Origin of the sequence: Paraburkholderia humisilvae (assembly GCF_902859855.1) — a bacterium.
In the GTDB taxonomy this organism is placed as follows: domain Bacteria; phylum Pseudomonadota; class Gammaproteobacteria; order Burkholderiales; family Burkholderiaceae; genus Paraburkholderia; species Paraburkholderia humisilvae.
This window is the reverse complement of sequence record NZ_CADIKH010000022.1, coordinates 13,826-40,451: the sequence shown is the minus strand read 5'-3', so window position 1 is coordinate 40,451 and position 26,626 is coordinate 13,826. Positions and strand designations below refer to the sequence as shown.

Here is a 26,626-nt window from a genome sequence, read left to right as displayed (position 1 = left end):
GATGGGGTGCGCATGACCCCTCTGCTATATTCTCGCCATCCCCTTTCCCTTTACTTCACGACGCGTGGAACAACTTCCCTTATGGGCGCAGATAGGCGCCATCCTGGTACTGCTGATCTGCTCGAGCTTCTTCTCCATTTCCGAAACGGCGATGATGGCCCTCAACCGCCATCGGCTAAAGCACCTGACCAACAAGGGCGTGCTCGGCGCAAAGACAACTCAGGGCCTGCTTGCGCGCACTGACCAGCTGCTGAGCGTGATCCTGATCGGCAACAACCTCTTCAATACGATCATCCCTGTACTCACGACGTCGATCGCGCTGCACACGTTCGGCAGCAATAGCGTGATCCTGTCGGTCGCAACCGGCATGGTGGCTTTCCTGATCATCGTGTTCGCGGAGATCGCGCCGAAAATCGTCGGGGCGACGTACCCGGAAAAGATCGCGTTGCCCGCCAGCCTGTTGATCGCGCCGCTGATGCGCGTCGCCAAGCCAATCATCTGGTTCGTGAATCTGATCGCGAACAGCTTCCTGCGTCTGTTGCACATCAACACCGGCGGCGCGCGCGATCAGCGCCTGTCGACCGAAGAACTGCGCACCATCGTGCTCGAGTCAGGCAGCTTCATGCCGACCAAGCACCGCAGCATCCTGCTCAATCTGTTCGACCTCGAGAACATCTCAGTCGACGATGTGATGATTCCACGCCGCCGGATCGAGGCGCTCGACTTCGACGCGCCGTTCGATCAGATCCTGCACCAGCTCGAAACCTGCTACCACAACAAACTGATCGTCTACCAGGGCGATATTGATCGCGTGCTCGGTGTGCTGCATGTGCGCAAGACGCTTGCGGCGCTCCACAATCAGGAGCTCGAACGCGAAACGCTGCGCGAGCTGCTGGCGGAGCCCTACTTCGTGCCGTCGGGAACACCCGTTTTCCAGCAGCTGCAGTACTTCCAGGAAAGCCGTCACCGTACCGCGCTCGTCGTCAACGAATACGGCGAACTGCAGGGGCTTGTCACACCGGAAGACATCATCGAAGAACTGATCGGCGAATTCACCACCTCGATACCGCGCAGCGCGAGCACGCGCGGCGGCTGGGACGACAACGGTGAATGCATCGTGGCGGGCAGCATGCCACTGCGCGAACTGAACCGCTGGCTGCAATTGCGTTTGCCGACTGACGGCCCGAAAACGCTGAACGGCCTGATCCTTGAAATCCTCGAAGAGATTCCTGAGGGCGATGTTTGCGTGCAGATCGGCGATGTGAAACTCGAAGTCATGCGCAGCGACGACCAGGCGATCCGCACCGTGAAGCTGTTTCGCCCGGGACAGAAATCCGGCACGAAGGCCTCGAGACTGCTGCGCCACTGACGCACGCCGCGCACGTGTCTCACACGCGCTTCACCTGCGCCGCTCCGGCACGCCTGGATCGGGCCACGGCATCGTACCGCAAATGAAAGTGGCGCACAGCTAGCCGAATGGCCGAATGGCGCCCTCGGGTGCCATACCGGATCATGACGCCGTCTTGTTGCAAAGGCGGCTCACAGCCGGTATTCGATGACCTCTCTTCCTACCGTTGCGCCACGTGCATCGCACGACAACCCCGGGCCAAACACCGCGTCTGGCGCGATCTTTCGGCCTCTCTCGCGTGAAGCCGAGCCGACGTCTCACTCCGCGCCACACGCAACGCTCGCCGGTTCCGCGCAACTGAACGCAACCAACGAAGCCGACGCCGCACCGGCGGTTCGGCTGCTCACAGAAACCCTGCAGGAAGCCGCGCGCCGCAACGCGTCGGACCTGCATATCGAACCGTTGGAACACGGTTGGCGGATCCGATTGCGCATCGACGGCGTGCTGCACGAAGCGGCTCAACCGCCCGCCCATTTGCGCGATGCGTTCGTCACGCGCGTCAAGGTGCTTGCGCGGATGGACATCGCCGAGCGTCGCGTGCCGCAAGATGGCCGGCTGCGGCTCGCGACGGGAGCCAGCCGCGTCGAAGACTATCGCGTGAACTCGCTGCCCACGATATTCGGCGAAAAGCTTGTGCTGCGACGGCTCGAGTCGCTGCCCGCCGACCTCTCGCTCGATTCGCTGGGCCTCAGCTGTGAACAGTGCGCGATCGTCGAACACGCGATCCGCGCGCCGCACGGGCTCGTGCTAGTGACTGGCCCAACCGGCAGCGGCAAGACATTGTCGCTGTATAGCTTCCTGCAGATGCTCAACGCCGTATCGCGCAACCTGTGCTCCGTCGAAGACCCTGCGGAAATCCAGCTCGCTGGCGTCAATCAGGTCAGCGTGCGCGAAAAGGCCGGCCTGACATTCGCAACCGCACTCCGCGCATTTCTGCGCCAGGACCCGGATGTCATCATGGTCGGCGAAATCCGTGACGAGGAAACCGCCGCGATCGCGGTCAAAGCCGCGCAAACGGGTCACCTCGTGCTCTCGACGCTGCATACCAACGACGCGCCTGCCGCGATCGCCCGGCTGGTCGATATCGGCGTCGAACCGTACAACCTCGCAGGAGCGCTGCGCATGGTGACCGCGCAGCGTCTCGTCCGCAAACTGTGCACGAGGTGCCGGATGCCGGAAATGCAATCCGCCGCCGCGCTGCACGCCGCGTTGCGCGCCGCGGGCGTACCTGAGAACCAGCTGGAAGGCTGGCACCCGTACGCGGCAGCGGGCTGCGACGCATGCCACGGCATCGGCTATCGCGGGCGTATCGGCGTCCATCAGGTCATGCCGATCTCCGATGCGATGCGTGAATTGATCGTCACGCGCGCCAGCACCCACAGGCTGGCTCAGCAAGCTCGCTCCGAGGCAGTCGGCACACTACGCGAAGCGGCACTCGCTCGCGTGCACGACGGCTCGACGAGTCTCGCCGAAGCGCTGTGCGCGACCGAGGTCGCATGAGGAGCAGCGTCATGGAATGGATATCGGAGGAACTGCGTTTCAAATGGCGCGGCATCGAGGCCGACGGCACACATAAAAGCGGCTCCGTCATCGCGACGGACCTCGCCGCCGCACGCGCGAAGCTCCGGCGTGACGGCCTCTTTATCGTCGAGCTCACCGCGCACGGTCCCGCGCCGCGCGCAGACGCAAGCCCCGCTGACATCACGCGCTTTACCCGCCAGCTCGCCAGTCTGCTGCGGGCGGGCTTGCCGCTTGCTCCGTCGCTTGAACTGCTGGCGAACGCGCCCGCTTCCGCAAAGAAGCGTGGCGGTATCTCGCGGATCGTCGGCGCACTTGCTCGCCATATCGTCACGGGCTCCAGTTTTTCGCAGGCGCTGCGCGCCCGCTCCGATCAGTTCGGTCCGTTGTATTGGCAACTGGTTGCAGTCGGCGAAGCGTCGGGTGCGCTTGCCGACGTGCTCGCACGCATCGCCGACGACCGTGAGCGCACCGCCGCGCAGCGCGCGAAGGTACGCGCGGCACTCACCTATCCAGCAGCGATCCTGGTGCTCGCGGTTTTCATCACCGCGGCGCTGCTGGTCTGGGTCGTGCCGACCTTCAAGCAGATCTTCGACGGCTTCGGCGCGGCGTTGCCCGCGCCGACACAGGCAGTACTCGCGCTGTCCGCCGCACTCACGAAATGGAGCTTGCCGATCGGCGTGTTCGGCATGGGCGCAGGCATGGGCGTGGCCAAGCTGCTGCGCGTGTCGGACACCGCCCGGCTAGGGTGTGCGCGCGTTGCGTTGCGCTCACCTGTCATCGGGCCGCTGCTGACCATGCTCTGCGCGGCACGCTGGAGCCGTGCACTCGGCACCTTGTTATCCGCGGGTACGCCGCTCGCTGACGCGTTCGTTTCGCTCGACCATGCAACCGGCAACGCCTACTTCGACCGCGCGACCTCCGGTATCGCCGCGCGGCTTAAGGACGGCGAGCGGCTTGCCGCTGCGATGCAGGCAACCCACTGCTTTCCCGTCGAAGTCGTACAGCCTGTCGCGGTCGCCGAAGAAGCAGGCACACTCGACAACATGTTGCTGGACGTGGCGTCGCTGTGCGATCGTCAGGTAGACGAAAAAACCGGCGCGCTCGCAAGTTTGTGTGAACCACTCGTGATCGCCGTGCTTGGACTGCTCGTCGGGGGCCTCGTGATTGCAATGTATCTTCCCATCATTCAACTCGGCAACGTGGTGTAGCATCGCAGCCGAATCCGGACATTCGCCATGCCGCCCGCGTCCATCACTGTGTCAGACCACCTCTACAACATGCCGCTTTCATCACCTATGGGCTTGTCTTCGACGTCGCCTTTCGCGTCGGGGTTTGCCTATCTGGGCGACCTCGCGTCAGGCATCGGCACCGCGTTCAGCACGCTGCCGCCCGCAGCGCAGATCGTCTTCGCGGTTGTGTTCGGCCTCGTGATCGGCAGTTTTCTGAATGTCGTCGTCCATCGGCTGCCGGTTATGCTCGAACGTGCGTGGCGTGCCGAAGTCGCCGACGCCACCGGCCAGCATTTCGAGGACGACGGACTGCCGCCCCGCTACAACCTGTGGCAGCCGCGCAGCGCATGCCCGCATTGCGGCCACGTGCTGCGCGCCTGGGAAAATCTGCCCGTGTTCAGCTATCTGCTGCTGCGCGGCCGCTGCTCGCAGTGCAAAACGCGTGTCAGCCTGCGCTACCCGCTGATCGAAATCGCGGGTGCCGGCTGCGCGGTCGCGTCACTCGTTCTGTTCGGCCCGAGCGGCGCCGCTCTCGCGGCATTCGGGCTGTGCGCGACACTACTCGCGATGAGCGCGATCGACATCGACACGCATCTGCTGCCCGATTCGCTAACGCTGCCTTTGCTGTGGGCCGGCCTGATCCTGAACTTCGGCGGCCTGTTTGCGAGCTTGCACGACGCGGTGCTCGGCGCGGTGGGCGGCTATCTCGCGCTATGGTGCGTACACTGGGTGTTCAAGCTGATCCGCGGCGTCGAAGGCATGGGCTATGGCGACTTCAAGCTGCTCGCCGCGCTTGGCGCCTGGCTCGGTTGGGCCGCGCTGCCGCAGATCATTCTGATCGCCGCGGTCGCGGGTGCGGTGGTCGGTCTCGTCGCAACGTGGCGTGGACGGATGCGCTTCGAAGAACCCCTGCCATTCGGCCCGTTTCTCGCGGCAGGCGGCGCGCTCACGCTGTTCGCCGGTACGCCGTTCTACGTGGCGCTGGGGGGCTGACGCATGTTTGCAGTCGGGTTGACGGGTGGCATCGGCAGCGGCAAGTCGTTCGTCGCGGAGCGCTTCGCCGCGCGCGGCGTGCCGATCGTCGACACCGATGCGATCGCGCATCGCATCACCGCGCCGCACGGCCTCGCGATGCCGGCCATCGCGAGCGAGTTCGGCGCATCGTTCGTCGCGCCGAATGGCTCGCTCGATCGCGCGCGCATGCGCGCGCTCGTCTTTAGCGACGACAATGCGCGGCGGCGCCTTGAAGCGATCACTCACCCGCTGATCCGCGCGGAGACTGAACGTGAGCGTCAGCAGGCGGTCGGCCCTTACGTCGTCGTGGTCGTACCGCTGCTGGTCGAGTCGGGAAGCTGGAAGACGCGCGTGGATCGCGTGCTGGTGATCGATTGCAGCATTGAGGCGCAGATCGCCCGTGTGATGAGCCGCAATGCTTTTACGCGCGAGCAGGTGCTCGCCATCATCGCCCGCCAGGCCACGCGCGATGCGCGTCTCGCGGCCGCCGACGACGTGATCGTCAACGACAAGCTGCCGCTCGCGGCGCTTGACGCGCGCGTCGACGAATTGCATCGCCTGTACGCGTCATGTGCCGGTCATTAGGCGTTGTCCGCAGGGCCGAATGCGGCTTCGTAGGTGGTCACCCGCGTCGCCCTGAAAGCCCGAACCCCAAGCCCGATTGCGCAAAAATCGGGCAGTGCGCAGCGATCATGCAGTAACGAAAGCGAAAAAATTGCGAACTGGACGGAACCAGTGTTTCATTGCTAGCGTAGAGTCACGGCATTAGAATGTCCTGCAATTCCGTCACCGACCACGCGCGAGGCGAGCCCGCTTGATTCTTTACGAGTATCCCTTCAACGAGCGAATCAGGACGCTTTTGCGCCTCGAAGACCTATTCGAGCGCTTTACGTTCTTTTTGACTCAGGAAGACCCGAGGGAACATCACGTCGCGCTCACCACGCTGTTCGAGATCGCCGAGGTCGCGGGCCGCGCGGATCTGAAGTCTGATCTGATGAAGGAGCTCGAGCGGCAGCGTCAAACGCTCGCTCCATTCCGCGGCAATCCGGGCATCGAACAGAATGCGCTCGAGGCCGTGCTCGGGGAAATCGAGCAAACGCTGGCCGGCCTCGCGCAAATGCAAGGCAAGACGGGCCAGCATCTGTCCGACAATGAATGGCTGTCCAGTATCCGCAGCCGCGCGATCATTCCAGGCGGCACCTGCAAGTTCGATCTTCCTTCGTACTACGCATGGCAGCAGATGCATCCGGATCAGCGCCGCCAGGATATCGCAAAGTGGGTGATGCCGTTGCTGCCGTTGCGCGACGCAGCCGCGATCGTGCTGCGTCTTGCGCGCGAGTCGGGTCAGGCATCGAAGGTGATGGCGATGCAGGGCAGCTACCAGCAGATGCTGTCGGGCCGCACCTATCAGCTGATGCAGGTGCGCGTGGCACCGGAATTGCGCGTGATCCCGGAAGCGAGCGCGAACAAATACATGTTGTGGGTCCGTTTTACGGTGCAGGATGGCGATCTGCGTCCGCGCGCAGTCGACGTCGACGTGCCGTTCCACCTTACGCTGTGTAGTCTTTGAGCGTTATCGTCTACGGGCAACGATGGCTGCGGGCTCGAGCCGAGCTTTAACCTGAAACGAACGCCCCCAGATTCGACGCTCGTTACGTTTCGATCGACACCGCCACAGACAGAATGACCACCGTCGTCAAATGCCCGACTTGCGGCAAGGATGTCCGTTGGACCCCCGAAAGCCGCTTTCGCCCGTTCTGCTCGGAACGATGCAAACAGTTCGATCTCGGCGCCTGGGCCGCCGAGAAGTACCGGATCGGCAGCAACGATGAAGAGCCGCCGACCGACGATACGTCCGGCGAAAACGCGCATCACTGATGTTTGCGTGCTCTGAAGTTCGCGTTCTGAAATTCGCCTTCTTCACATAGCGCGATCGCGCTTGCGGTGCGAATGGACCACGCCGCGCAGCGCCGGCACGCGCCGACCTCAACCGCCGGCGCCCGCGTTCACTCCGCCGCCAGCCACTCGAGCACGGGTATCGTCGCAGGAAGCAATGGCGTCACGTCGGCGGGCAGCGTCTGCCAGACGAATGCCTGGCCCTCACGCCCGTGGGGCTCGCCCGTCCACGCGGTCACCTTGCAAAAATAAAGCCGCACATACGCGTGCGGATAATCGTGTTCAAGCGTATGCCATCGATGGCTCGCCTTGACGTCGATACCCAGTTCCTCGTGCAGTTCGCGGGCAAGCGCCGCCTCGACGGTTTCGCCGGCTTCCAGCTTGCCGCCGGGAAATTCCCAGTAACCTTCGTACGGCTTGCCGGCCGGCCGCTGCGCGAGCAGATAGCGTCCGTCCGGCTGCACGAGCACGCCGACCGCGACCTCGGTCACCGGCCGCGCAGCAGGCGGCGTACGGTTGTCGGCGGCACCGTTCATGCCTGCGCCCGGCGGCCCGACCAGTCGCGCGCGAACTGCCACGCGACGCGTCCGGAACGTGAGCCGCGTTCGAGCGCCCACACGAGCGCATCGCCGCGCGCGGCTTCGACCCCCGCCTCGTCGCAACCGAAATGGCGCAGCCAATGCGCAACGATCGCAAGGTAGTCGTCCTGCTTGAACGGATAGAAGCTGACCCACAACCCGAACCGCTCGGACAGCGAGATCTTTTCCTCAACCACTTCGCCCGGGTGAATCTCACCGTCCGCCGTGTGCTTGTATGTCTCGTTGTCGCTCATGTACTCCGGCAGCAGATGGCGGCGGTTCGACGTCGCGTAGATCAGCACATTGTCGGACTGCGCGGCCACCGACCCGTCGAGCGCGACCTTCAGCGCCTTGTAACCGGATTCACCTTCTTCGAACGACAGATCGTCGCAGAACACGATAAACCGCTCGGGCCTCGCCGAGATCAGGTCGACGATATCGCCGAGATCGTGCAGATCGTCCTTATCGACTTCGATCAGCCGCAGGCCGTCCTTCGAATATGCGTTCAGGCACGCCTTGATCAGCGAAGACTTGCCAGTGCCGCGCGCGCCCGTCAGCAGTACGTTGTTCGCCGGCTGCTTCCGAACAAACTGGCGCGTGTTCTGCTCGATCAGTTCTTTTTGACGGTCGATGTTCTGCAAGTCGGTAAACGAGATTGCCGAGATCGACGGCACCGGCTGCAAAAAACCGCGCCCCTGGCGCTTGCGCCAGCGAAAGGCGACCGCGCCAGCCCAATCGACGTCAGGTGCGGCGGGCGGCAACATCGCTTCAAGACGGCCCAGCACGGATTCGGCGCGGGTCAACAGCTGTTCGAGTTTGTCCATGGCTAAAGTGAGAGGCGGATCGGGTTCAAGGCAAGAATAAAAGCCGGCGTCCGTAGCATGCCGAACGGGCCGCGGCGCCGGCGCGGCACCCGATCAGGAACGGTAATCGGCGTTGATGCTCACGTAATCGTGCGACAGGTCGCAGGTCCAGATCGTCGCTTGCGCGTTGCCGCGGCCCAGCAGCACGCGGATCGCGATCTCGCTCTTTTTCATCACGCGCTGGCCGTCTTCTTCACGATACGCCGGGTTGCGTCCGCCCGCCTTCGCGACGAGCACGTCATCCAGATACAGGTCGATCTTGCCGACGTCGAGGTCGTTCACGCCCGCATAGCCGACCGCCGCGAGAATGCGGCCAAGATTCGGATCGGACGCGTAGAAGGCCGTCTTCACGAGCGGTGAATGACCAATTGCGTATGCGATCTGCCGGCACTCGGCGACGTTGGTGCCGCCTTCGACCTGCACCGTCATGAACTTCGTCGCGCCCTCGCCATCGCGCACAATCAGTTGCGCGAGCGTCTGCGCGACTTCGGTGACCGCGTCGCGCAGCGCCGCGTAAGCCGCCGAGTCGGTCGACGTGATCGCCGGCAACGTCGACTTGCCCGAAGCGATCAGAATGAACGAATCGTTGGTCGAAGTATCGCCGTCGATCGTGATGCAGTTGAACGAGCGGTCGGCGACATGTTTGACGAGTGCGTCGAGCACCGGCTGCGCAACCGCGGCGTCGAACGCGAGAAAGCCCAACATGGTCGCCATGTTCGGCTTGATCATGCCGGCGCCCTTGCTGATGCCGGTCAGCGTGACCGTATGGCCATCGATGCTGACCTGGCGCGACGCGGCTTTCGGCAGCGTGTCGGTGGTCATGATCGCTTGCGCGGCATCGTACCAGTGCGCGGCCGCACGGTTCGCGAGCGCGGCAGGCAGGCCCGCCTTCAGGCGGTCGATCGGCAGCGGCTCGAGAATCACGCCGGTCGAAAAGGGTAACACCTGCTCCGGCGCAAGGCCTGTGAGCCGTGCAAGCTCGTCGCAAGTTTCACGCGCGTGCGCGAGGCCCGGCTCGCCGGTGCCCGCATTCGCATTGCCGGTGTTGACGACCAGCGCCCGGACGCCCTTGCCGGCCTTGCCGCCCACCCCGCCATGACGCACACGCTCCAGATGTTCCCGGCACACGGTCACCGGCGCCGCGCAAAAACGGTTCGACGTGAACACGCCCGCCACCGTCGCTCCTTCTTCAACGGAAATGACGAGCACGTCCTTGCGATTCGGCTTGCGGATATTCGCCTCGGCCCAGCCGAGCGTCACACCCGGTACCGGATGAAGTTGAGCGGGTTCAATCGAAGGGAAATTGACAGCCATGGTGGCGACCTGTCGAAGGTAAAAATGCCGGCGGGCGCCGGCATCGAATCATAACTGGCCGTCCGGCATCGCGCCGGGCGGCTCACGAAAGTAGTTGCAATGTATCGCACAAATTCAGGGTGCGCGTGTCAACGCAGCGATGCAAACGACGCGGCGCGCATCGAGCGCGCCGCTTTCAACCGTTTTTCAACCGTTACGCGATCTTGCCGTGACACTGTTTGTACTTCTTGCCACTGCCGCACGGGCACGGGTCGTTACGACCGACCTTCGGTATGCCGTCGCTCGCCAGCGGTGCGGCGGCGGCGCCTCTCGGCGCATGGCTCATCGCATCGCCGATCATCGTCGCAGCAGCGTCAGCCGCGACCGGCGCGGCGGCGACTGCCGTTGCCGTGTTCGAATCCGAATAATCCGCATGGCGAAACTCGACGTTCTCCAGATGGCCGCCCTGCTCTTCGTACTGCTCGGCCGCCTGCTCGAGCTGCTCCGGCGACTGGATCTGCACATTCATCACGATTCGCGTGACTTCGAGCTTCACCGCATCGAGCATCGCGGCGAACAACTCGAACGCCTCGCGCTTGTATTCCTGCTTCGGATTCTTCTGCGCATAGCCGCGCAGATGAATGCCCTGGCGCAGGTGGTCCAGCGCCGCAAGGTGTTCACGCCAGCTGCGATCGAGCGTCTGCAGCATGATCGAGCGCTCGAACGCGCTAAACGACTCGCGGCCAACCTGCGTGACCTTCCCTTCATACCCTTCATCAGCAGCCGCGGTCACCGCTTCAAGAATCTCGTCGGCATCGATCGATTGCGACTCGTTGATCATCTCCTGAATCGCCAGATCGAGCTGCCAGTCTTTGCGCAGCAATTCTTCGAGCTCAGGCACGTCCCACTGCTCTTCGATGCTGCCCGCCGGCACGAACTGGCGCACCACGTCGCTGACCACGCCATGGCGCATCGCGCCGATCGTTTCCGTGATGTCGTGCGCTTCGAGCAGCTCGTTGCGCTGCTGGTAGATCACTTTGCGCTGGTCGTTCGCGACGTCGTCGTATTCGAGCAGTTGCTTGCGGATATCGAAGTTGCGCGCCTCGACCTTGCGCTGCGCGGATTCAATCGAACGCGTGACGATGCCGGCCTCGATCGCCTCGCCCTCGGGCATCTTCAGCCGATCCATGATCGCGCGCACCCGGTCGCCGGCGAAAATGCGCAGCAGCGGGTCTTCGAGCGACAGATAGAAACGCGACGAGCCCGGGTCGCCCTGACGGCCCGCACGGCCGCGCAGCTGGTTGTCGATCCGGCGCGACTCGTGACGCTCGGTGCCGATAATGTGCAAGCCGCCGGCCGCCTTCACCTGATCGTGCAGCGCCTGCCATTCGTTATGCAACTGAGCGATGCGGCGCTGCTTTTCGTCCACGGGGATCGCGTCGTCCGCATCGATGAACGCGGCCTGCTTCTCGGCATTACCGCCGAGCACGATATCGGTCCCGCGGCCGGCCATGTTGGTCGCGATCGTAATGCGCTGCGGCCGTCCCGCTTCAGCGACGATGGCCGCCTCCCGCGCGTGCTGCTTCGCGTTCAGCACCTCGTGCGGCAAGCCGGCCTTCTTCAGCAGATGCGACAGCACTTCCGAGTTTTCGATCGACGTCGTGCCGACCAGCACCGGCTGGCCACGCTCGAAGCATTCGCGAATATCGCGGATCACCGCGTCGTAGCGTTCACGCGCCGTCTTGTAGATCTGATCCTGCCGGTCGATCCGTTTCGGCGGCCGGTTGGTCGGAATCACGACGGTTTCGAGACCGTAGATCTCGTTGAATTCGTAGGCTTCGGTATCGGCCGTACCGGTCATGCCGGACAGCTTGCCGTACATGCGGAAATAGTTCTGGAACGTGATCGACGCGAGCGTCTGGTTCTCGCTCTGAATCTTCACGTGCTCCTTCGCCTCGACCGCCTGGTGCAGGCCGTCGGACCAGCGGCGGCCGGCCATCAGACGGCCGGTGAATTCGTCGACGATGATCACTTCGCCGTTCTGCACGACATAGTGCTGGTCGCGGTGGAACAGCGTATGCGCGCGCAGTGACGCGTAGACGTGGTGCATCAGCGTGATGTTCTGCGGCGCATACAAGCTCTCGCCCTCACCGATCAGCCCCCACTCAGCGAGCAGGCGCTCGGCCTTCTCGTGGCCGGACTCGGTGAGGAACACCTGGCGCGCTTTCTCGTCGAGCGTATAGTCGCCCGGCTTCTCGACGCCGGTGCCATCGGCCTTTTCTTCGCCGATCTGCCGCTCGAGCAGCGGCGGCAGCGCGTTCATCCGCACGTAGAGTTCGGTGTGATCTTCCGCCTGGCCCGAAATAATGAGCGGCGTGCGCGCCTCGTCGATCAGGATCGAGTCCACTTCGTCGACGATCGCGAAGGCGAGCGCCCGCTGCACGCGCGCTTCGGTCTCGTAGACCATGTTGTCGCGCAGATAGTCGAAGCCGAACTCGTTGTTCGTGCCGTACGTGATGTCCGCTGCGTACGCCTCCTGCTTCAGGCCGTGATCCATCTGCGACAGGTTCACGCCCACCGACAGCCCGAGGAAGTTGTAGAGACGCCCCATCCATTCGGCATCGCGCTGCGCCAGATAGTCGTTCACGGTCACGACGTGCACGCCGCGTCCGGACAGTGCATTCAGATAGGCCGCGAGCGTCGCAACGAGCGTCTTGCCTTCGCCGGTGCGCATTTCGGCGATTTTGCCGTAGTGCAGCACCATCCCGCCGATCAGCTGCACGTCGAAGTGACGCATTTTCAGCACGCGCTTGCTCGCCTCGCGGCACACTGCGAACGCTTCCGGCAGCAGCTTGTCGAGCGACTCGCCGCCCGCGACCCGCTGACGGAATTCGTCGGTTTTCGCGCGCAATTGATCGTCCGTCAATTGCTCGATCTGCGTCTCGAGCGCATTGATCGACACGACGGTCTTTTGATATTGCTTGACGAGCCGCTGGTTGCGACTGCCAAAAATCTTTTGTAGAAAACCGGTGGTCATCGGATCGGTGTCTCTGCGTCGCGGCGTCGGCGGGGAAAACGGACAAGCGCGGCCGGGGTCGTGCCCTCGCTTGCCCGATGTCGGAAGTGCCTCGGCGGCCTGTCAAGGGAATGAATTCGAATCGGGGATTTTAGCACGCGCCCTAAGGCGCGCCTGTGTCGCACGCGAGAGGCCTGACCACAATCCCCGACACCCAGTCTGGCTCGGGTGGCGGTGCGCGTCGCCGTGCCTGCCTCATTTCGTCGGTTTCTCGGGGCTAGCCGGTTGCGCACCGCAACGAGCGTGCCCCGGCGATCGATCTGGCACGGTCACAGGGGACCGCGCGCGGTAAAATCGGGATCGTCTGTGAGCGCCGTTCGCAGCGCCATCACTTTCAAACATGAGCCGCTCTTCGTCGAATTCAAGGCCGCCGTTTTCAAGACCGACCGCGCGGACGTCCTCAGCGACGTTCGACCCGCGTCGCCCGCAGCGGCTCGCCGATGTACTCGCCCGCACCGATGCGTTTTCCGCATTGCGCGCGGGCGTCGAGCAGATAGCCGCACTAGAGCGCGATCTCAGCGAACTGCTACCCGATTATCTGGCGACGAGCGTCGAGCCCGGCTTCATCAAGGACGGCGTACTGGCGATTTTCGCCGCGCACAATGCGCTCGCGGCGCGCTTGCGACATCTGGAACCCCGGCTGCTGGCCGATTTGCAGCAACGCGGGTGGCTGGTCGATTCGCTGAAGATACGCGTACGGCCGAAGCCGCTTGAAGCGTCAACGCCGCTCAAACAGGCTCGTATGACGCGCGTCGGCGCCGACGCATTGCATCAGTTGAGCGAGTCGCTGGCGCCGTCGCCGCTGCAGGCGGCGCTGGCGCGCATGGCCGCACGGCATCGCAAGTAAGCGGCGCGCTGGACTCACCGGAAATTAAAAAGCGACCCGATTGGGTCGCTTTTGAGAAACCTGCGAAATACGCGAGGCGCACGCCCCCCGCGCATTCCGTTCAGGCAAACGCCGTCTGCGTATCGTATGCAAACCCGCGCGGCGCCTTCTGCGGGTCGTCGAAGGTGACGATTTCGTACGCATCTTCATGCGCGAGCAGTTCGCGCAGCAGCGCATTGTTCAGACCGTGGCCCGACTTGTACGCGTCATACGCTGCGAGCAGCGGATGGCCGACCACGTACAAGTCGCCGATCGCGTCGAGCATCTTGTGCTTGACGAACTCGTCATCGTAGCGCAGCCCGTCGTTATTCAGAATGCGGTATTCGTCGAGCACGATCGCGTTGTCCATGCTGCCGCCGCGCGCGAGGCCCAACTCACGCATCGTTTCGACTTCATGCGCGAAACCGAACGTGCGGGCACGCGCGATCTCGCGCACATACGACGTATTGGCGAAATCCACTTCCAGCGCCTGGCCGGTCTTGTCGACGGCCGGATGGCGGAAGTCGATCGTGAACTTCAGCTTGAAGCCGAAATACGGATCGAGACGCGCGAACTTGTCGCCATCGCGAACCTCGACCGCCTTCTTCACCTTGATAAACTTCTTAGCGGCGTTCTGTTCTTCGATACCGGCGGATTGAATCAGAAACACGAACGAAGCCGCGCTGCCGTCCATGATCGGAATCTCTTCAGCGGTGACGTCGACATACAGGTTGTCGATGCCGAGGCCCGCGCACGCGGACATCAGGTGCTCGACCGTCGACACGCGCGCGCCGTCTTTCTGCAACACCGACGCGAGCCGCGTGTCGCCGATCGCCATGGCCGACGCGGGAATGTCCACCGGCGTAGGGAGATCCACGCGCGAAAACACGATACCCGTGCCCGGAGCGGCAGGGCGAAGCGTCAGATCGACCTTGCGTCCAGAATGCAAGCCGATGCCGACCGTCTTCACGATCGATTTGATAGTGCGCTGCTTCAACATGATGGTCATCTATTCCATTCAGCATCCCAACCGGCATCGCGCTGGACGCTTGTCACCGACCCATTGCGATTGAAATTGCCAATCGAGACTTTTTAACCCATAGAGCGAAGTATACTCTATCCGCCCCTCAGGCGCCGCCGTCTGGTCGTATCAATCTGTTTCGCTGCATTACGCGAGCGGCGAAAGCAGCCATGCGCATGTCAACGAATGAGGGGCCGACGCCCGGGATGGAGGCGTTCCCGGTCATCGGCCCACGGATTGGCCACGTTACGGCCTGTCACAATAGCGTCACGGTCTACGTTGCCACGGCACAACAATTGTGCACCGCGCGCTTTATAACACAACCCGTTCCGCATGCGTTGCGACTATTTCAACGTTGCGAGAATGCTCTGTGCATCGCTTACCTCGAACTTGCCGGGCGCCTCGACGTTCAGCGTCTTGACCACGCCATCGTCGACCACCATCGCGTAGCGCTGCGAGCGAATGCCCATGCCACGCGCCGACAAATCCTGATCCAGACCGAGCGCCCGGGTGAAAACCGCACTACCGTCCGCCATCATGCGCACCTTGCCCGAGGTGTGCTGATCGCGTCCCCACGCGCCCATCACGAACGCGTCGTTGACGGACACGCACCAGATCTCGTCGATGCCCGCGGCTCGCAACCGCTCGGCCGCTTCGACGTAACCCGGCACGTGTTTGGCCGAACAGGTCGGCGTGAACGCGCCTGGCAATCCGAAGATCACCACGCGCTTGCCGGCCGTCTGCTGACTCACGCTAAAGCTGTTCGGTCCGATCGTGCAGCCCGCGCGCTCGTCGTCGATCATCTCAAAGACGGTCGCGTCGGGTAGTTTTTCACCAGTTTTGATCATGCTCGTTCCTTCACTCGATGATGCGGGAGCTTGCTCGCACGTTAACGTGTGGAAGCAGACATTTCATCCGGCAAAGGCGGCCCTTCCGCTTCGAAAATTCGAAGAGGGCGACCGTTCGTGCCGCGCGTCTTGCGAGACGCGGTGCGTCGACTGTTCCACCTGTCACGCTCGTGCATTCGAAGAGGCGCAACGCCAGATTGCGCCGCAACGAAAGCCCGCTCCACGCGTGTCAGTCAGCCTGCTTGCGCAGGAAAGCCGGGATATCGTACGTGTCGACACCCTTTTCCTGCAGCGCCTGCACGTGCGAAGCCGCGGTATCGCGCGACGTACGCCACACGGCCGGCGTATCCAGCGAACCGTAATCCGCCGAATGGGCCGGCTGCGTCGAGTAGCCGTGCTGCAGCGTGTGATTGACCGGCGCATTGTCGGTACCGGTGCGCAACAGCGTCATCGGTGCCGATTGCTGCTTCTTCGCGGTCCGGCCAAGGCCCGTCGCGACGACGGTCACGCGCAGCGCGTCGCCCATCGCGTCATCGTAGACGGCGCCGAAAATCACCGTCGCGTCCTCGGCGGCGTAGCTCTTGATCGTGTTCATCACCTCGCGCGTTTCCGACAGACGCAGCGAACGGCTCGACGTGATGTTGACCAGCACGCCGCGCGCGCCCGACAGATCGACGCCTTCGAGCAGCGGGCTCGCGACCGCCTGTTCGGCCGCCAGACGCGCGCGATCGACGCCGGCCACCGTCGCCGTGCCCATCATCGCCTTGCCCTGCTCGCCCATCACCGTCTTCACGTCTTCGAAGTCGACGTTCACCAGACCGTCGACGTTGATGATCTCCGCGATGCCGGCAACCGCGTTGTTCAGCACATCGTCAGCGCACTGGAAGCACTTGTCCATCTCGGCGTCATCGCCCATCACCTCGAACAGCTTGTCGTTCAGGACGACGATCAGCGAGTCGACGTGATCCTCCAGTTGCTGCGAACCTGCTTCGGCGACGCGCATTCGCTTGCCACCTTCGAATTCGAACGGCTTGCTAACCACGCCGACCGTCAGAATGCCCATCTCCTTCGCGATCTGCGCCACGACCGGCGCCGCACCCGTCCCAGTGCCGCCACCCATGCCCGCGGTGATGAACACCATGTGAGCGCCGCGCATGGCGTCGGCGATGCGCTCACGCGCTTCTTCAGCGGCCGCGCGGCCCATTTCCGGCTTGGCGCCCGCCCCCAGACCGGTCTTGCCGAGCTGCAGCACCGTGTTTGCGCGCGAACGCGACAGCACCTGCGCATCCGTGTTCATCACGATGAAGTCGACGCCCTGCACGCCACGGTTGATCATGTGCTGCACCGCATTGCCGCCCGCACCACCAACGCCTATCACCTTGATGATGGTGCCGTTGGTTTCCGTTTCCAGCATCTGGAATTCCATATTGCCTCCGTCAAGAAAAAAGTCTTAATCGGCCGTTATCCGGCAGGAGATCGGGCAACCTCCTGTCGCGCGCCGGCCGCCGGCACCAGCGCGAATTTCGATTCGTTAAAAGTTGCCGAGGAACCAGTCCTTCATCCGCGTGAACACCTGTCCCATCGAGCCGGACTGCACCGCCACCTTGCGGCCGCGCATCCGTTGCGAGCGCCCTTCGACGAGCAGCCCCATCGCGGTCGAATAGCGCGGGTTGCGCACCACGTCCGCGAGGCCGCCCGCGTATTCGGGCACCCCGATACGCACCGGCTTCAGAAAGATGTCTTCGCCGAGCTCGACCATGCCGGGCATCATCGATGCGCCGCCGGTCAGCACCACCCCGGAACTCAGCAATTCCTCATAACCCGACTCGCGCACCACCTGCTGCACGAGCGAAAACAGTTCTTCGACGCGCGGCTCGATCACCGCCGCGAGCGCCTGGCGCGACAGCGTGCGCGGACCGCGCTCGCCGAGCCCCGGCACTTCGATCATTTCGTCCGGATCGGCCAACGCCTGCTTGGCGATCCCGTAGCCGACCTTGATGTCTTCCGCATCCGGCGTCGGCGTGCGCAGCGCCATCGCGATATCGCTCGTCACCTGGTCGCCGGCGATCGGAATCACCGCGGTATGGCGGATCGCGCCTTCGCTGAAGATCGCGATATCGGTCGTGCCGCCGCCGATATCGACGAGCACCACGCCCAGTTCCTTTTCGTCGTCGGTCAGCACCGCGAGCGACGACGCGAGCGGTTGCAGGATCAGATCGTTCACTTCGAGTCCGCAGCGCCGCACGCACTTCACGATGTTCTGCGCCGCGCTTACCGCGCCGGTCACGATATGCACCTTCACTTCGAGGCGGATGCCGCTCATCCCGATCGGCTCGCGCACATCTTCCTGGCCGTCGATGATGAATTCCTGCGTGAGGATATGCAGCACCTGCTGGTCGGTCGGAATATTGATCGCCTTCGCGGTTTCGATCACGCGCGCGACGTCGGTCTGCGTGACTTCTTTCTCCTTGATCGCGACCATCCCGCTCGAGTTGAAGCTGCGGATGTGGCTGCCGGCGATCCCGGTGAACACATTGGTGATCTTGCAATCGGCCATCAGCTCCGCCTCCTCGAGCGCGCGCTGAATCGACTGCACGGTGGCTTCGATATTCACCACCACGCCTTTTTTGAGCCCCTTCGACTCGCTCTGGCCAAGGCCGATCACTTCGTAGTGACCTTCGCCTTTCAGCTCGGCGACGATTGCCACGACTTTCGCCGTCCCGATATCGAGGGCCACTAGCAGATCTTTATAGTCTTTACTCATAGCGTGCTCATTGCGAGTGATGTCCTGTTACTTCTTGCCCTTGTCGGGTTCCGTAATGAAGCGCATGCCAGCCGCACGAATCGCAAAACCATTCGGATAGCGCAAGTCCGCATACTCGATGTCCTTCCCCCAGCGTTGCGTGATCGCCGACCACGCCGCCGTCAGGCGCCGCGAGCGGTCGTACAGCGTGTCCTGATTGCGCTCGCGGCCCAGTTCGACCTGCATGCCGTTCGACAGCTTCACCGTCCACGCGTAGCGCGGCGACAGCGCCACTTCGTCCGGCGTCGCCCCGATCGGCGCAAACCACTTCTCGAAGTCGTGATAACGCGCGACGACCTCTTTCGCTGACCCATCCGGACCATCGAACGCGGGCAGCTCTTCTTCGAGCTCGCCCTGGTTCGCGGTGAAGAGCTCGCCATCGACGCTCACCAGCTGATCGCTGCCCCACGTGCCGAGCGGCTTGTACTCTTCGAGCGTCACCGCCAGCGCGTTCGGCCACACCCGCCGCACGCTCGCATGGCGCACCCACGGCATCTGCTCGAACGACTGTCGCGCGGCGTCCAGATCGACGGTGAAGAAGTTGCCCTTCAGCCGTCCGACAACCGTCGCGCGCACCGTCGGCGCATTGATGTGCTCGGTATCGCCGTCGATGCGAATCTCGTGCAGCGCGAAGTTCGGGCGCTGGATCAGCCAGTACGCGCCAGCCGCCAGCAGCACGAGCACCAGCAACGCGTTCAACGCGTTGGCGGCGAGGTTGAGCTGGCGAACGTTGTTCCACATGGCGGCCCGGTTAGTCCTTGAGCGTCAGCGACAGAATCTTCACGACCAGCTCCGAATAGCTGATGCCGACTGCGCGCGCCGCCTTCGGCGGCAGCGAGTGATCGGTCATGCCCGGCGCCGTGTTCACTTCGAGGAAATACGGGTTGCCGTCGGCGTCCATCATGAAATCCGCGCGACCCCAGTCGGTGCAGCCGAGCACTTCGAACGCGCGGCGCGACAGCGCCTTCAGGCGCGTCTCTTCGGCCGGCGTCAGGCCGCATGGAATCAGGTATTGCGTGTCATCGGCGACGTACTTCGCGTGGTAGTCATAGAACTCGCCGGCCGGCACGATGCGGATGATCGGCAGATCGAGATCGCCGCACACCGCCGACGTGTATTCGCCGCCACCTTCGATGCTCTTTTCGACGACGACGATCCGGTCGTACTTCGCCGCTTCTTCGAGCGCGGCAACCAGTGTGTCCGCGGTCTTCACCTTGATCACGGCGACGCTCGATCCTTCGCTCGCCGGCTTGACGAACAGCGGCAAGCCGAGCTTCGCGACGATCTCTTTCGCGCGCGCCGCATAGTCGTCACCGCGCAGCACCGCTTCGAACGGCGGTGTCGGCACACCGAGCTGCTGCCACACGAGCTTCGTACGGAACTTGTCGAGCCCGAGCGCCGAGCCCAGCACGCCGCTGCCCGTATAGCGAATGCCGTAGAAATCGAGCGCGCCCTGAATCTGGCCGTTCTCGCCGTAACCGCCATGCAGCGCATTGAACGCGCGCACGAAGCCCTCTTCCTTCAACGCCGCAAGCGGCCGCTCGGACGGATCGAACGGATGCGCGTCGATACCCGCCTCGCGCAGCCCTTGCAGCACGAGACGGCCGGAATTCAGCGACACTTCGCGCTCGGCGGATTCACCACCCAGCAGCACGGCCACCTTGCCGAAGTCCTTAGGATTCACCCTGCTCATTTGACACCTTCATTTGCTGCGGCCAGTCGACCCGGCACACCGCCGATCGACCCCGCGCCCATCGTGATCACTACGTCGCCCGCACGCACGACCGCGGCGAGCGCTTCCGGCACTTCATCGACCGTTTCGACGAACACCGGTTCGATCTTTCCTGCCACGCGGATCGCGCGCGTGAGCGAACGTCCATCCGCGGCGACGATCGGCGACTCACCGGCCGCATACACTTCAGTCAGCACCAGTGCATCGACCGTCGACAGCACTTTCACGAAGTCTTCGAAACAATCGCGCGTGCGGGTAAAGCGATGCGGCTGAAACGCCAGCACGAGCCGCTTGTCCGGGAACGCGCCGCGCGCCGCCGCGATCGTCGCAGCCATTTCGACCGGGTGATGGCCGTAGTCGTCGACGAGCGTGTACGTGCCGCCATCCGTGACCGGCACCTCGCCATACCGTTGAAAACGCCGGCCGACACCATTGAATTCCGCGAGTGCTCGCTGGATATCGGCATCTTTCACTTCGAGTTCAGTCGCAATCGCGATCGCCGCGAGCGCGTTCTGTACGTTGTGCGTGCCGGGCAGGTTCAGCACGATATCGAGCGGCGCCGCGTCTTCGCGCATCGCGGTGAAAAGCATCTGGCCTTCGTGCGCGACGACGTTCACCGCGCGCACCTGCGCGTCCGGTGCAAAGCCGTAGCGGATGATCGGCTTCGACACGAACGGCAAAATCTCCTTCACGTTCGGGTCGTCGACGCACAGCACCGCGATCCCGTAGAACGGCAGCCGGTGCGTGAACTCGATGAACGCCTGCTTGAGCCGCGCGAAGTCGTGGCCGTAGGTGTCCATGTGATCGGCGTCGATGTTCGTGATCACTTCGATCACCGGGAACAGGTTCAGGAACGACGCGTCCGATTCATCCGCTTCGGCGACGATAAAGTCGCCGGTGCCAAGCCGCGCGTTCGCGCCGGCGCTGATCAGCCGCCCGCCGATCACGAAGGTCGGATCGAGGCCGCCAGCGGCGAGCACGCTCGCGACGAGCGACGTGGTCGTGGTCTTGCCGTGCGTGCCGGCAATCGCAATCCCCTGCTTCAGACGCATCAGTTCCGCGAGCATCACCGCGCGCGGCACGATCGGAATGCGGCGGTGGCGCGCCGCAAGCACTTCCGGGTTGTCGCCGCGCACCGCCGTCGATACGACGACCGCATTCGCACCGGCGATATTTTCCGCGTCGTGCCCGATCGCGATACGCGCACCGAGCCCGGCGAGGCGATCGGTCACCGCATTGCGGGTGAGGTCCGAGCCGCTCACCTGATAGCCGAGATTGACGAGCACCTCCGCGATGCCGCTCATCCCGGCGCCGCCGATCCCGACGAAGTGAATATGTTTGACGATGTGTTTCATTGCTGACTTCCTTCCGGGATCGTGCTGCGCACGACACCCGCAACGGTCGCGCAGATGTGCGCAACCTGTTCGGTCGCATCGGGCTTCGCGAGCGAACGTGAACGCCCGGCCATTTCCACGAGCGTGGCGCGCGTCTGGCCGCGCAGCCAGTCGGCGAGTGTGTCCGCCGACAGATCGCGCTGCTGCACAACAAGCGCCGCGCCGTGTTCGGCGAGAAACGCTGCATTAGTGGTCTGGTGATCGTCGACCGCGAAAGGGAACGGCACGAAGAACGCCGCGACACCGACCGCCGCGATCTCGGCGACCGTCATCGCACCCGAGCGGCAAATGACCAGATCCGCGTTCGCGTAGGCACTCGTCATGTCGTCGATAAACGGCACAAGCTGCACGTCGTCTCCGGAGGCAATGCCGGCGGCTTCGTAGTTCGCGCGCAATGCTTCGATATGCTTCGCACCGGCCTGATGCACGATGCGCGGCCGCTCGTGGGCAGCGAGGCGCGCCAGCGCATTCGGCACCACTTCGTTCAGCGCGGCCGCGCCGAGACTGCCACCGACCACGAGCACATTGAGCGGACCGCTGCGCGATGCATACCGTCCTTCGGGTGCCGGCACGCGCGCAAGTTCCTCGCGAATCGGATTGCCGGTCCATTCGGCGTGCGGCAGCGCATTCGGAAACGCGACGAGCACGCGCTTGGCGAGCCTCGCGAGCACCTTGTTCGCCAGGCCGGCGATCGAGTTCTGTTCGTGCAGCACGAGCGAGCGGCCGGAGAGCCAGGTCATCACGCCCGCCGGGAACGTGATGTAACCGCCCATTCCGAGCACGACATCCGGCTTCACGCGCCGCAGCGCCGCGAGGCTCTGCGAGCACGCGCGCAGCAGGTTCACCGGCAGCATCAGCTTCGTGGCGAGTCCCTTGCCGCGCAAACCGCCGAAGCGCACATATTCCATCGGAATGCCGTGTTTCGGCACAAGCGTCGCTTCCATCCCCGTCGGGTTACCCAGCCATACGACACGCCATCCCCACGCCTGCATCAGGTGCGCGACCGCGAGCCCCGGGAACACGTGTCCCCCGGTGCCGCCGGCCATCACCATCAGCGTGCGCGAGTCGGTCGCGATGCGCGTCATACCTTCCCTCCGCGCATCAACACCCGGTTTTCATAGTCGACGCGCATCAGCACGGCAATCGCGATGCAGTTCAGCAGGATGCCTGAGCCGCCATAGCTGACGAGCGGCAGCGTGAGACCTTTGGTCGGCAGCAGGCCGAGGTTCACGCCCATATTGATGAACGTCTGCGCACCGAACCAGATGCCGATGCCTTTCGCGACGAGGCCCGCGAACGTGCGATCGAGCGCGAGCGCCTGGCGGCCGATCTCGAACGAGCGCCGCACGATCCAGTAGAACGCCAGGATCACGACGAGCACGCCGACAAAGCCGAGTTCCTCGCCGATCACCGCGAGAATGAAGTCGGTGTGCGCTTCCGGCAGGTAGTTGAGCTTCTCGACGCTGCCGCCGAGGCCCACGCCGAACCACTCGCCGCGGCCGAACGCGATCAGCGAGTGCGTCAACTGATAGGCCTTGCCTTGCGCGTAACGGTCATCCCACGGATCGAGGTACGCGAAAATCCGCTCGCGGCGCCATGGCGACGCCCACACGAGCAGCGTGAAGGTGCCCACCGCGGTCGCCACCAGCCCGCCGAAAATCTTGCCGTTCACGCCGCCGAGGAACAGCACGCCCATCGCGATCGCGGCGATCACCATGAACGCGCCCATATCGGGCTCGAGCAGCAGCAGCATCCCGACGACGCCGACCGCGAAGCCCATCGGCAAAAAGCCCTTCGCGAAACTGTGCATGTATTCCTGCTTGCGCACCGTGTAGTTCGCCGCGTAAATCGTCACCGCGAGCTTCATGATTTCCGACGGCTGCATATTCGTAATGCCGAGCGGAATCCAGCGGCGCGCGCCGTTGACACCTTTACCGACGTGTGGAATCAACACGATCACCAGCGCGACGAGTGCCAGCAGAAAGAGCTTCGGTGCGTATTTGTCCCACGTCGAGATCGGAATGCGGAACGTGACGATACCGATCACCCCGCCGAGCACGACGTACAGGATCTGCCGCACGAGAAACGCGTAGTCGCGGTACGACGCGTACTTCGGCGAGTCCGGCATCGCGATCGACGCCGAATACACCATCACGATGCCAAGCCCGAGCAGCGCGACGACGACCCATAGCAGCGAATGGTCGTAATCGAGCATCCGCGAGCGCAGCGGCCGCACGCCGTTGACGGCGCTCGCCAGACCGCCGGCGATGCCGCGGCCCGACGACGTCGCCGCAGTCGACCTGCCCGCCGACACCGAGCCGCGCTGCCCGGCCAGGCGTGATCCGAAGCGTTCCGACCAGCTCATATCATCGTCCCCCGTTCGGCGGCAAGCTCTTCGACCGTGCTGCGGAACACCGCCGCGCGGTGCGCATAACCCTTGAACATATCGAAGCTCGCACACGCCGGCGACAGCAGCACCGCATCGCCGGGCTGTGCGAGCGCGCTTGCCGCGCGCGTCGCAGCTTCGAGCGTCGCGTGATCGGCGAGCGCGATGCCGGTATCGGCAAGCGCTGCGCGGAGGTGCGGCGCGTCGCGGCCGATCAGCATCACCGCGCGGCACCAGCGCGTAACCGGCGCGGCGAGCGGCTCGAAGTCCTGCCCCTTGCCATCGCCACCGGCGATCAGCACGGCGCGCTGCGCGAGTCCGTCGAGCGCGGCGACGGTCGCGCCGACGTTCGTGCCCTTGCTGTCGTCGACGTAATCGACGCCGTCGAGCGATGCGATCAACTCGACGCGATGCGGCTCACCGCGGTATTCGCGCAAGCCGTGCAAGAGCGGCGCGCCCGGCAAGCCCACCGCACGCGCGAGCGCAAACGCGGCCAGCGCATTCGCCGCGTTGTGCAAGCCGCGGATGCGTAATGCGTCGGCGGGCATCAGGCGCTTCAATGCGATATTCGGCGACGTCGCACTTTCGCTCTTGCGGCGCCGCGTGCTGGTCGGTTCGTCGGATGCATCGACATCTTCGGCAACGACCAGCCACAGCATCCCGTTATCGCGCTGCAGGCCGTAGTCGCCGTTGCGCGTCGGCTCGTTCAGGCCGAATGTCGCGCTTTGCGCGGCGCTGTCCGCGGCTGGCGCGAGCGCCATCACGCGTGCGTCGTCGCGGTTGAGTACGCGCACCGTAGCCGCGCCGAAGATGCGGCCCTTCGCGGCCGCATAAGCGTCGAGCCCGCCGTGCCAGTCCAGATGATCCTGCGTGATGTTCAGCACGACCGCGGCGTCCGGCGCGAACGTATGCGCGGTTTCCAGCTGGAAGCTCGACAGCTCGAGCACCCAGATATCCGGTAGCGCGGTGTTGTCGATCGCTTCGCTCAGTTTGTCGAGCGCGGCCGGACTGATGTTGCCCGCGACCGCGACCTTCTTGCCCGCGCGTGCGCACAAGAGACCGGTGAGACTGGTCGTCGTGGTCTTGCCGTTGGTGCCCGTGATGGCGATCACCTTTGGCGTGTAGCCGCTTTCTCCGAGCGTTTTCAGCGCCTGCGCGAAGAACTCGAGCTCACCCCACACCGGAATCTCGCGCTCGCGCGCGGCGGTGATCAGCGGCAGCAGATCGGCGGCAAGCGGCGACAGCCCGGGGCTGATCGCGACCAGTTCGACGCCTTCGAGCAGCGCCGGCGAAAACGGTCCGCCGATAAAATCCGCAGCGACGCCATGCGCTTCGAGCGCGGACAGATTCGGCGGCACGTCGCGCGTGTCGGCAATGCGCAGGCGGCAACCGTGCCGCGCGCACCAGCGCGCCATCGCGAGGCCCGATTCACCGAGCCCCAGCACGAGCACCATCGGCTTTTGCCGATCCCGAAACTTCTCGCCGAACATCGCTTGCTTTCCTTTCTGCTGCTTAACGCAATTTGAGCGTGGACAAACCGAACAGGCACAACATCAACGTGATGATCCAGAAGCGCACGACCACCTGCGTTTCCTTCCACCCGGACAACTCGAAGTGGTGATGCAGCGGCGCCATCTTGAAGATGCGTCTGCCTTCGCCGTAACGGCGCTTCGTATACTTGAACCACGTGACTTGCAGCATCACGGAAAGCGTTTCGGCGACGAAGATGCCGCCCATGATGAAGAGCACAATTTCCTGGCGCACGATCACCGCGACCGTGCCGAGCGCGCCGCCGAGCGCGAGCGCGCCGACGTCGCCCATAAACACCTGCGCCGGGTGCGTGTTGAACCAGAGAAATGCAAGCCCGGCGCCACCGATCGCCGAACAGAAAATCAGCAACTCGCCCGCGCCGGGTATGTGCGGAAACAGCAGATACTTCGAATAGACCGAGCTGCCCATCACATACGCGAACACGCCAAGCGACGCGCCGACCAGCACGACCGGCATGATCACGAGGCCGTCGAGGCCGTCGGTCAGATTCACCGCATTACTCGCGCCGACAATCACAAAGTACGTGAGCGCGATAAAGCCCCAGACGCCGAGCGGATAGCTGATCGACTTGAGAAACGGCAGCATCAGGTCCGCGCGCGCGGGCAGGCCCATCGACAAGCCGCTACGCACCCACGCCATGAACAGGTCGAACACGCGCACGTTGCTGGCCTCGGACACGCTAAACGCGAGATACACCGCGGCAAAAATGCCGATGACCGATTGCCAGAAATACTTTTCACGCGACGACATCCCGCGCGGGTCCTTGTAGACCACCTTCCGGTAGTCATCGACCCAGCCGATGATCCCGAAGCCGAACGTGACCAGCATCACGATCCAGATAAAGCGGTTGGTCAGATCCGCCCATAGCAGCGTCGATACGGCAATGCCGATCAGGATCAGCACGCCGCCCATAGTAGGCGTGCCCGACTTCACGAGGTGCGTCTGCGGACCATCCTTGCGGACTGCCTGGCCGACCTTCATTGCGGTCAGCTTGCGAATCACCCACGGACCGCAAATCAGGCCGATCAGCAATGCGGTAATCGTCGCCGCCACTGCGCGAAACGTGAGGTAACTGACCACGCGCAAAAAGCTTGCGTCATTCTGCAGCCATTGCGCCAGCGCCACTAGCATGCGAGGTTCCCTTCTCT

At 63.8% G+C, this 26,626-nt stretch carries 23 protein-coding genes; 8 read left to right on the top strand and 15 right to left on the bottom strand.

Going from position 1 to position 26,626, the window contains the following annotated elements; genetic code table 11:
• Window positions 1-64 precede the first annotated feature (64 nt).
• The 7 genes from HV796_RS22695 (at window position 65) to yacG (ending at window position 7,050) form a co-directional block, all read left to right on the top strand.
• Complete coding sequence (locus HV796_RS22695) at window positions 65-1,369, top strand: HlyC/CorC family transporter (RefSeq protein WP_175228755.1); 1,305 nt, start codon at window positions 65-67, stop codon at window positions 1,367-1,369.
• 186 nt (window positions 1,370-1,555) lie between these two features.
• Entirely contained in the window at window positions 1,556-2,908 is a 1,353-nt protein-coding gene (locus HV796_RS22690; protein ID WP_175228754.1) for a GspE/PulE family protein, read from the top strand.
• Between the two features lie 11 nt (window positions 2,909-2,919).
• Window positions 2,920-4,137, top strand: a complete 1,218-nt coding sequence (locus HV796_RS22685) for a type II secretion system F family protein (RefSeq protein ID WP_246355992.1) — start codon at window positions 2,920-2,922, stop codon at window positions 4,135-4,137.
• An 87-nt stretch (window positions 4,138-4,224) separates the two neighbouring features.
• A complete protein-coding gene (locus HV796_RS22680; RefSeq protein WP_175228820.1) occupies window positions 4,225-5,151 on the top strand; it encodes a prepilin peptidase in 927 nt (308 codons plus the stop codon).
• Window positions 5,152-5,154: 3 nt separating this feature from the next.
• Entirely contained in the window at window positions 5,155-5,757 is a 603-nt protein-coding gene (coaE, locus tag HV796_RS22675; protein ID WP_175228752.1) for a dephospho-CoA kinase, read from the top strand.
• 229 nt (window positions 5,758-5,986) lie between these two features.
• The gene (gene zapD, locus HV796_RS22670) at window positions 5,987-6,742 is read left to right on the top strand and encodes a cell division protein ZapD (RefSeq protein WP_175228751.1); all 756 of its coding nucleotides are present in this window, start codon (window positions 5,987-5,989) and stop codon (window positions 6,740-6,742) included.
• A 113-nt stretch (window positions 6,743-6,855) separates the two neighbouring features.
• Complete coding sequence (gene yacG / locus HV796_RS22665) at window positions 6,856-7,050, top strand: DNA gyrase inhibitor YacG (protein WP_175228750.1); 195 nt, start codon at window positions 6,856-6,858, stop codon at window positions 7,048-7,050.
• Window positions 7,051-7,178: 128 nt separating this feature from the next.
• Here the strand turns inward: yacG and HV796_RS22660 are convergent, their stop codons facing one another.
• From HV796_RS22660 to secA, 4 genes are all read right to left on the bottom strand, one after another.
• The gene (locus HV796_RS22660) at window positions 7,179-7,604 is read right to left on the bottom strand and encodes an NUDIX domain-containing protein (protein ID WP_175228749.1); all 426 of its coding nucleotides are present in this window, start codon (window positions 7,602-7,604) and stop codon (window positions 7,179-7,181) included.
• Window positions 7,601-8,470, bottom strand: coding sequence for an ATP-binding protein (locus HV796_RS22655; protein WP_175228748.1), 870 nt, complete (start codon window positions 8,468-8,470; stop codon window positions 7,601-7,603). Before HV796_RS22655 ends, HV796_RS22660 begins: the two co-directional genes overlap by 4 nt.
• A gap of 93 nt (window positions 8,471-8,563) precedes the next feature.
• The gene (gene argJ / locus HV796_RS22650) at window positions 8,564-9,823 is read right to left on the bottom strand and encodes a bifunctional glutamate N-acetyltransferase/amino-acid acetyltransferase ArgJ (RefSeq protein ID WP_175228747.1); all 1,260 of its coding nucleotides are present in this window, start codon (window positions 9,821-9,823) and stop codon (window positions 8,564-8,566) included.
• 193 nt (window positions 9,824-10,016) lie between these two features.
• Window positions 10,017-12,839 carry a preprotein translocase subunit SecA gene (gene secA, locus HV796_RS22645; protein ID WP_175228746.1) on the bottom strand — a complete coding sequence of 941 codons (2,823 nt, stop codon included), beginning with the start codon at window positions 12,837-12,839 and terminating at the stop codon, window positions 10,017-10,019.
• Window positions 12,840-13,218: 379 nt separating this feature from the next.
• Between secA and HV796_RS22640 the strand changes: the two genes are divergently transcribed.
• Window positions 13,219-13,725, top strand: coding sequence for a DciA family protein (locus HV796_RS22640; RefSeq protein ID WP_175228745.1), 507 nt, complete (start codon window positions 13,219-13,221; stop codon window positions 13,723-13,725).
• Window positions 13,726-13,825: 100 nt separating this feature from the next.
• Here the strand turns inward: HV796_RS22640 and lpxC are convergent, their stop codons facing one another.
• The 11 genes from lpxC to mraY all read right to left on the bottom strand — a co-directional run bounded on the left by lpxC (window position 13,826) and on the right by mraY (window position 26,609).
• A complete protein-coding gene (gene lpxC, locus HV796_RS22635) occupies window positions 13,826-14,743 on the bottom strand; it encodes a UDP-3-O-acyl-N-acetylglucosamine deacetylase (RefSeq protein ID WP_175228819.1) in 918 nt (305 codons plus the stop codon).
• A 365-nt stretch (window positions 14,744-15,108) separates the two neighbouring features.
• Window positions 15,109-15,612: a peroxiredoxin gene (locus tag HV796_RS22630; RefSeq protein WP_175228744.1), complete on the bottom strand. Its 504-nt coding sequence runs from the start codon at window positions 15,610-15,612 to the stop codon at window positions 15,109-15,111.
• Between the two features lie 229 nt (window positions 15,613-15,841).
• Window positions 15,842-17,038: a cell division protein FtsZ gene (gene ftsZ, locus HV796_RS22625; protein WP_175228743.1), complete on the bottom strand. Its 1,197-nt coding sequence runs from the start codon at window positions 17,036-17,038 to the stop codon at window positions 15,842-15,844.
• Window positions 17,039-17,143: 105 nt separating this feature from the next.
• On the bottom strand, window positions 17,144-18,376 hold the full coding sequence (ftsA, locus tag HV796_RS22620) for a cell division protein FtsA (protein WP_075158229.1): 1,233 nt from the start codon (window positions 18,374-18,376) through the stop codon (window positions 17,144-17,146).
• A 27-nt stretch (window positions 18,377-18,403) separates the two neighbouring features.
• The gene (locus tag HV796_RS22615) at window positions 18,404-19,156 is read right to left on the bottom strand and encodes a cell division protein FtsQ/DivIB (RefSeq protein WP_175228742.1); all 753 of its coding nucleotides are present in this window, start codon (window positions 19,154-19,156) and stop codon (window positions 18,404-18,406) included.
• A gap of 10 nt (window positions 19,157-19,166) precedes the next feature.
• Window positions 19,167-20,108: a D-alanine--D-alanine ligase gene (locus HV796_RS22610; RefSeq protein ID WP_175228741.1), complete on the bottom strand. Its 942-nt coding sequence runs from the start codon at window positions 20,106-20,108 to the stop codon at window positions 19,167-19,169.
• On the bottom strand, window positions 20,105-21,502 hold the full coding sequence (murC, locus tag HV796_RS22605; RefSeq protein WP_175228740.1) for a UDP-N-acetylmuramate--L-alanine ligase: 1,398 nt from the start codon (window positions 21,500-21,502) through the stop codon (window positions 20,105-20,107). Before murC ends, HV796_RS22610 begins: the two co-directional genes overlap by 4 nt.
• Window positions 21,499-22,626, bottom strand: coding sequence for an undecaprenyldiphospho-muramoylpentapeptide beta-N-acetylglucosaminyltransferase (gene murG / locus HV796_RS22600; RefSeq protein ID WP_175228739.1), 1,128 nt, complete (start codon window positions 22,624-22,626; stop codon window positions 21,499-21,501). Before murG ends, murC begins: the two co-directional genes overlap by 4 nt.
• Complete coding sequence (gene ftsW / locus HV796_RS22595) at window positions 22,623-23,906, bottom strand: putative lipid II flippase FtsW (protein WP_175228738.1); 1,284 nt, start codon at window positions 23,904-23,906, stop codon at window positions 22,623-22,625. Before ftsW ends, murG begins: the two co-directional genes overlap by 4 nt.
• Entirely contained in the window at window positions 23,903-25,417 is a 1,515-nt protein-coding gene (gene murD, locus HV796_RS22590) for a UDP-N-acetylmuramoyl-L-alanine--D-glutamate ligase (protein WP_175228737.1), read from the bottom strand. The genes ftsW and murD overlap by 4 nt, the downstream gene beginning before the upstream one ends.
• Window positions 25,418-25,439: 22 nt before the next feature.
• On the bottom strand, window positions 25,440-26,609 hold the full coding sequence (mraY, locus tag HV796_RS22585; RefSeq protein ID WP_175228736.1) for a phospho-N-acetylmuramoyl-pentapeptide-transferase: 1,170 nt from the start codon (window positions 26,607-26,609) through the stop codon (window positions 25,440-25,442).
• Window positions 26,610-26,626 lie beyond the last annotated feature (17 nt).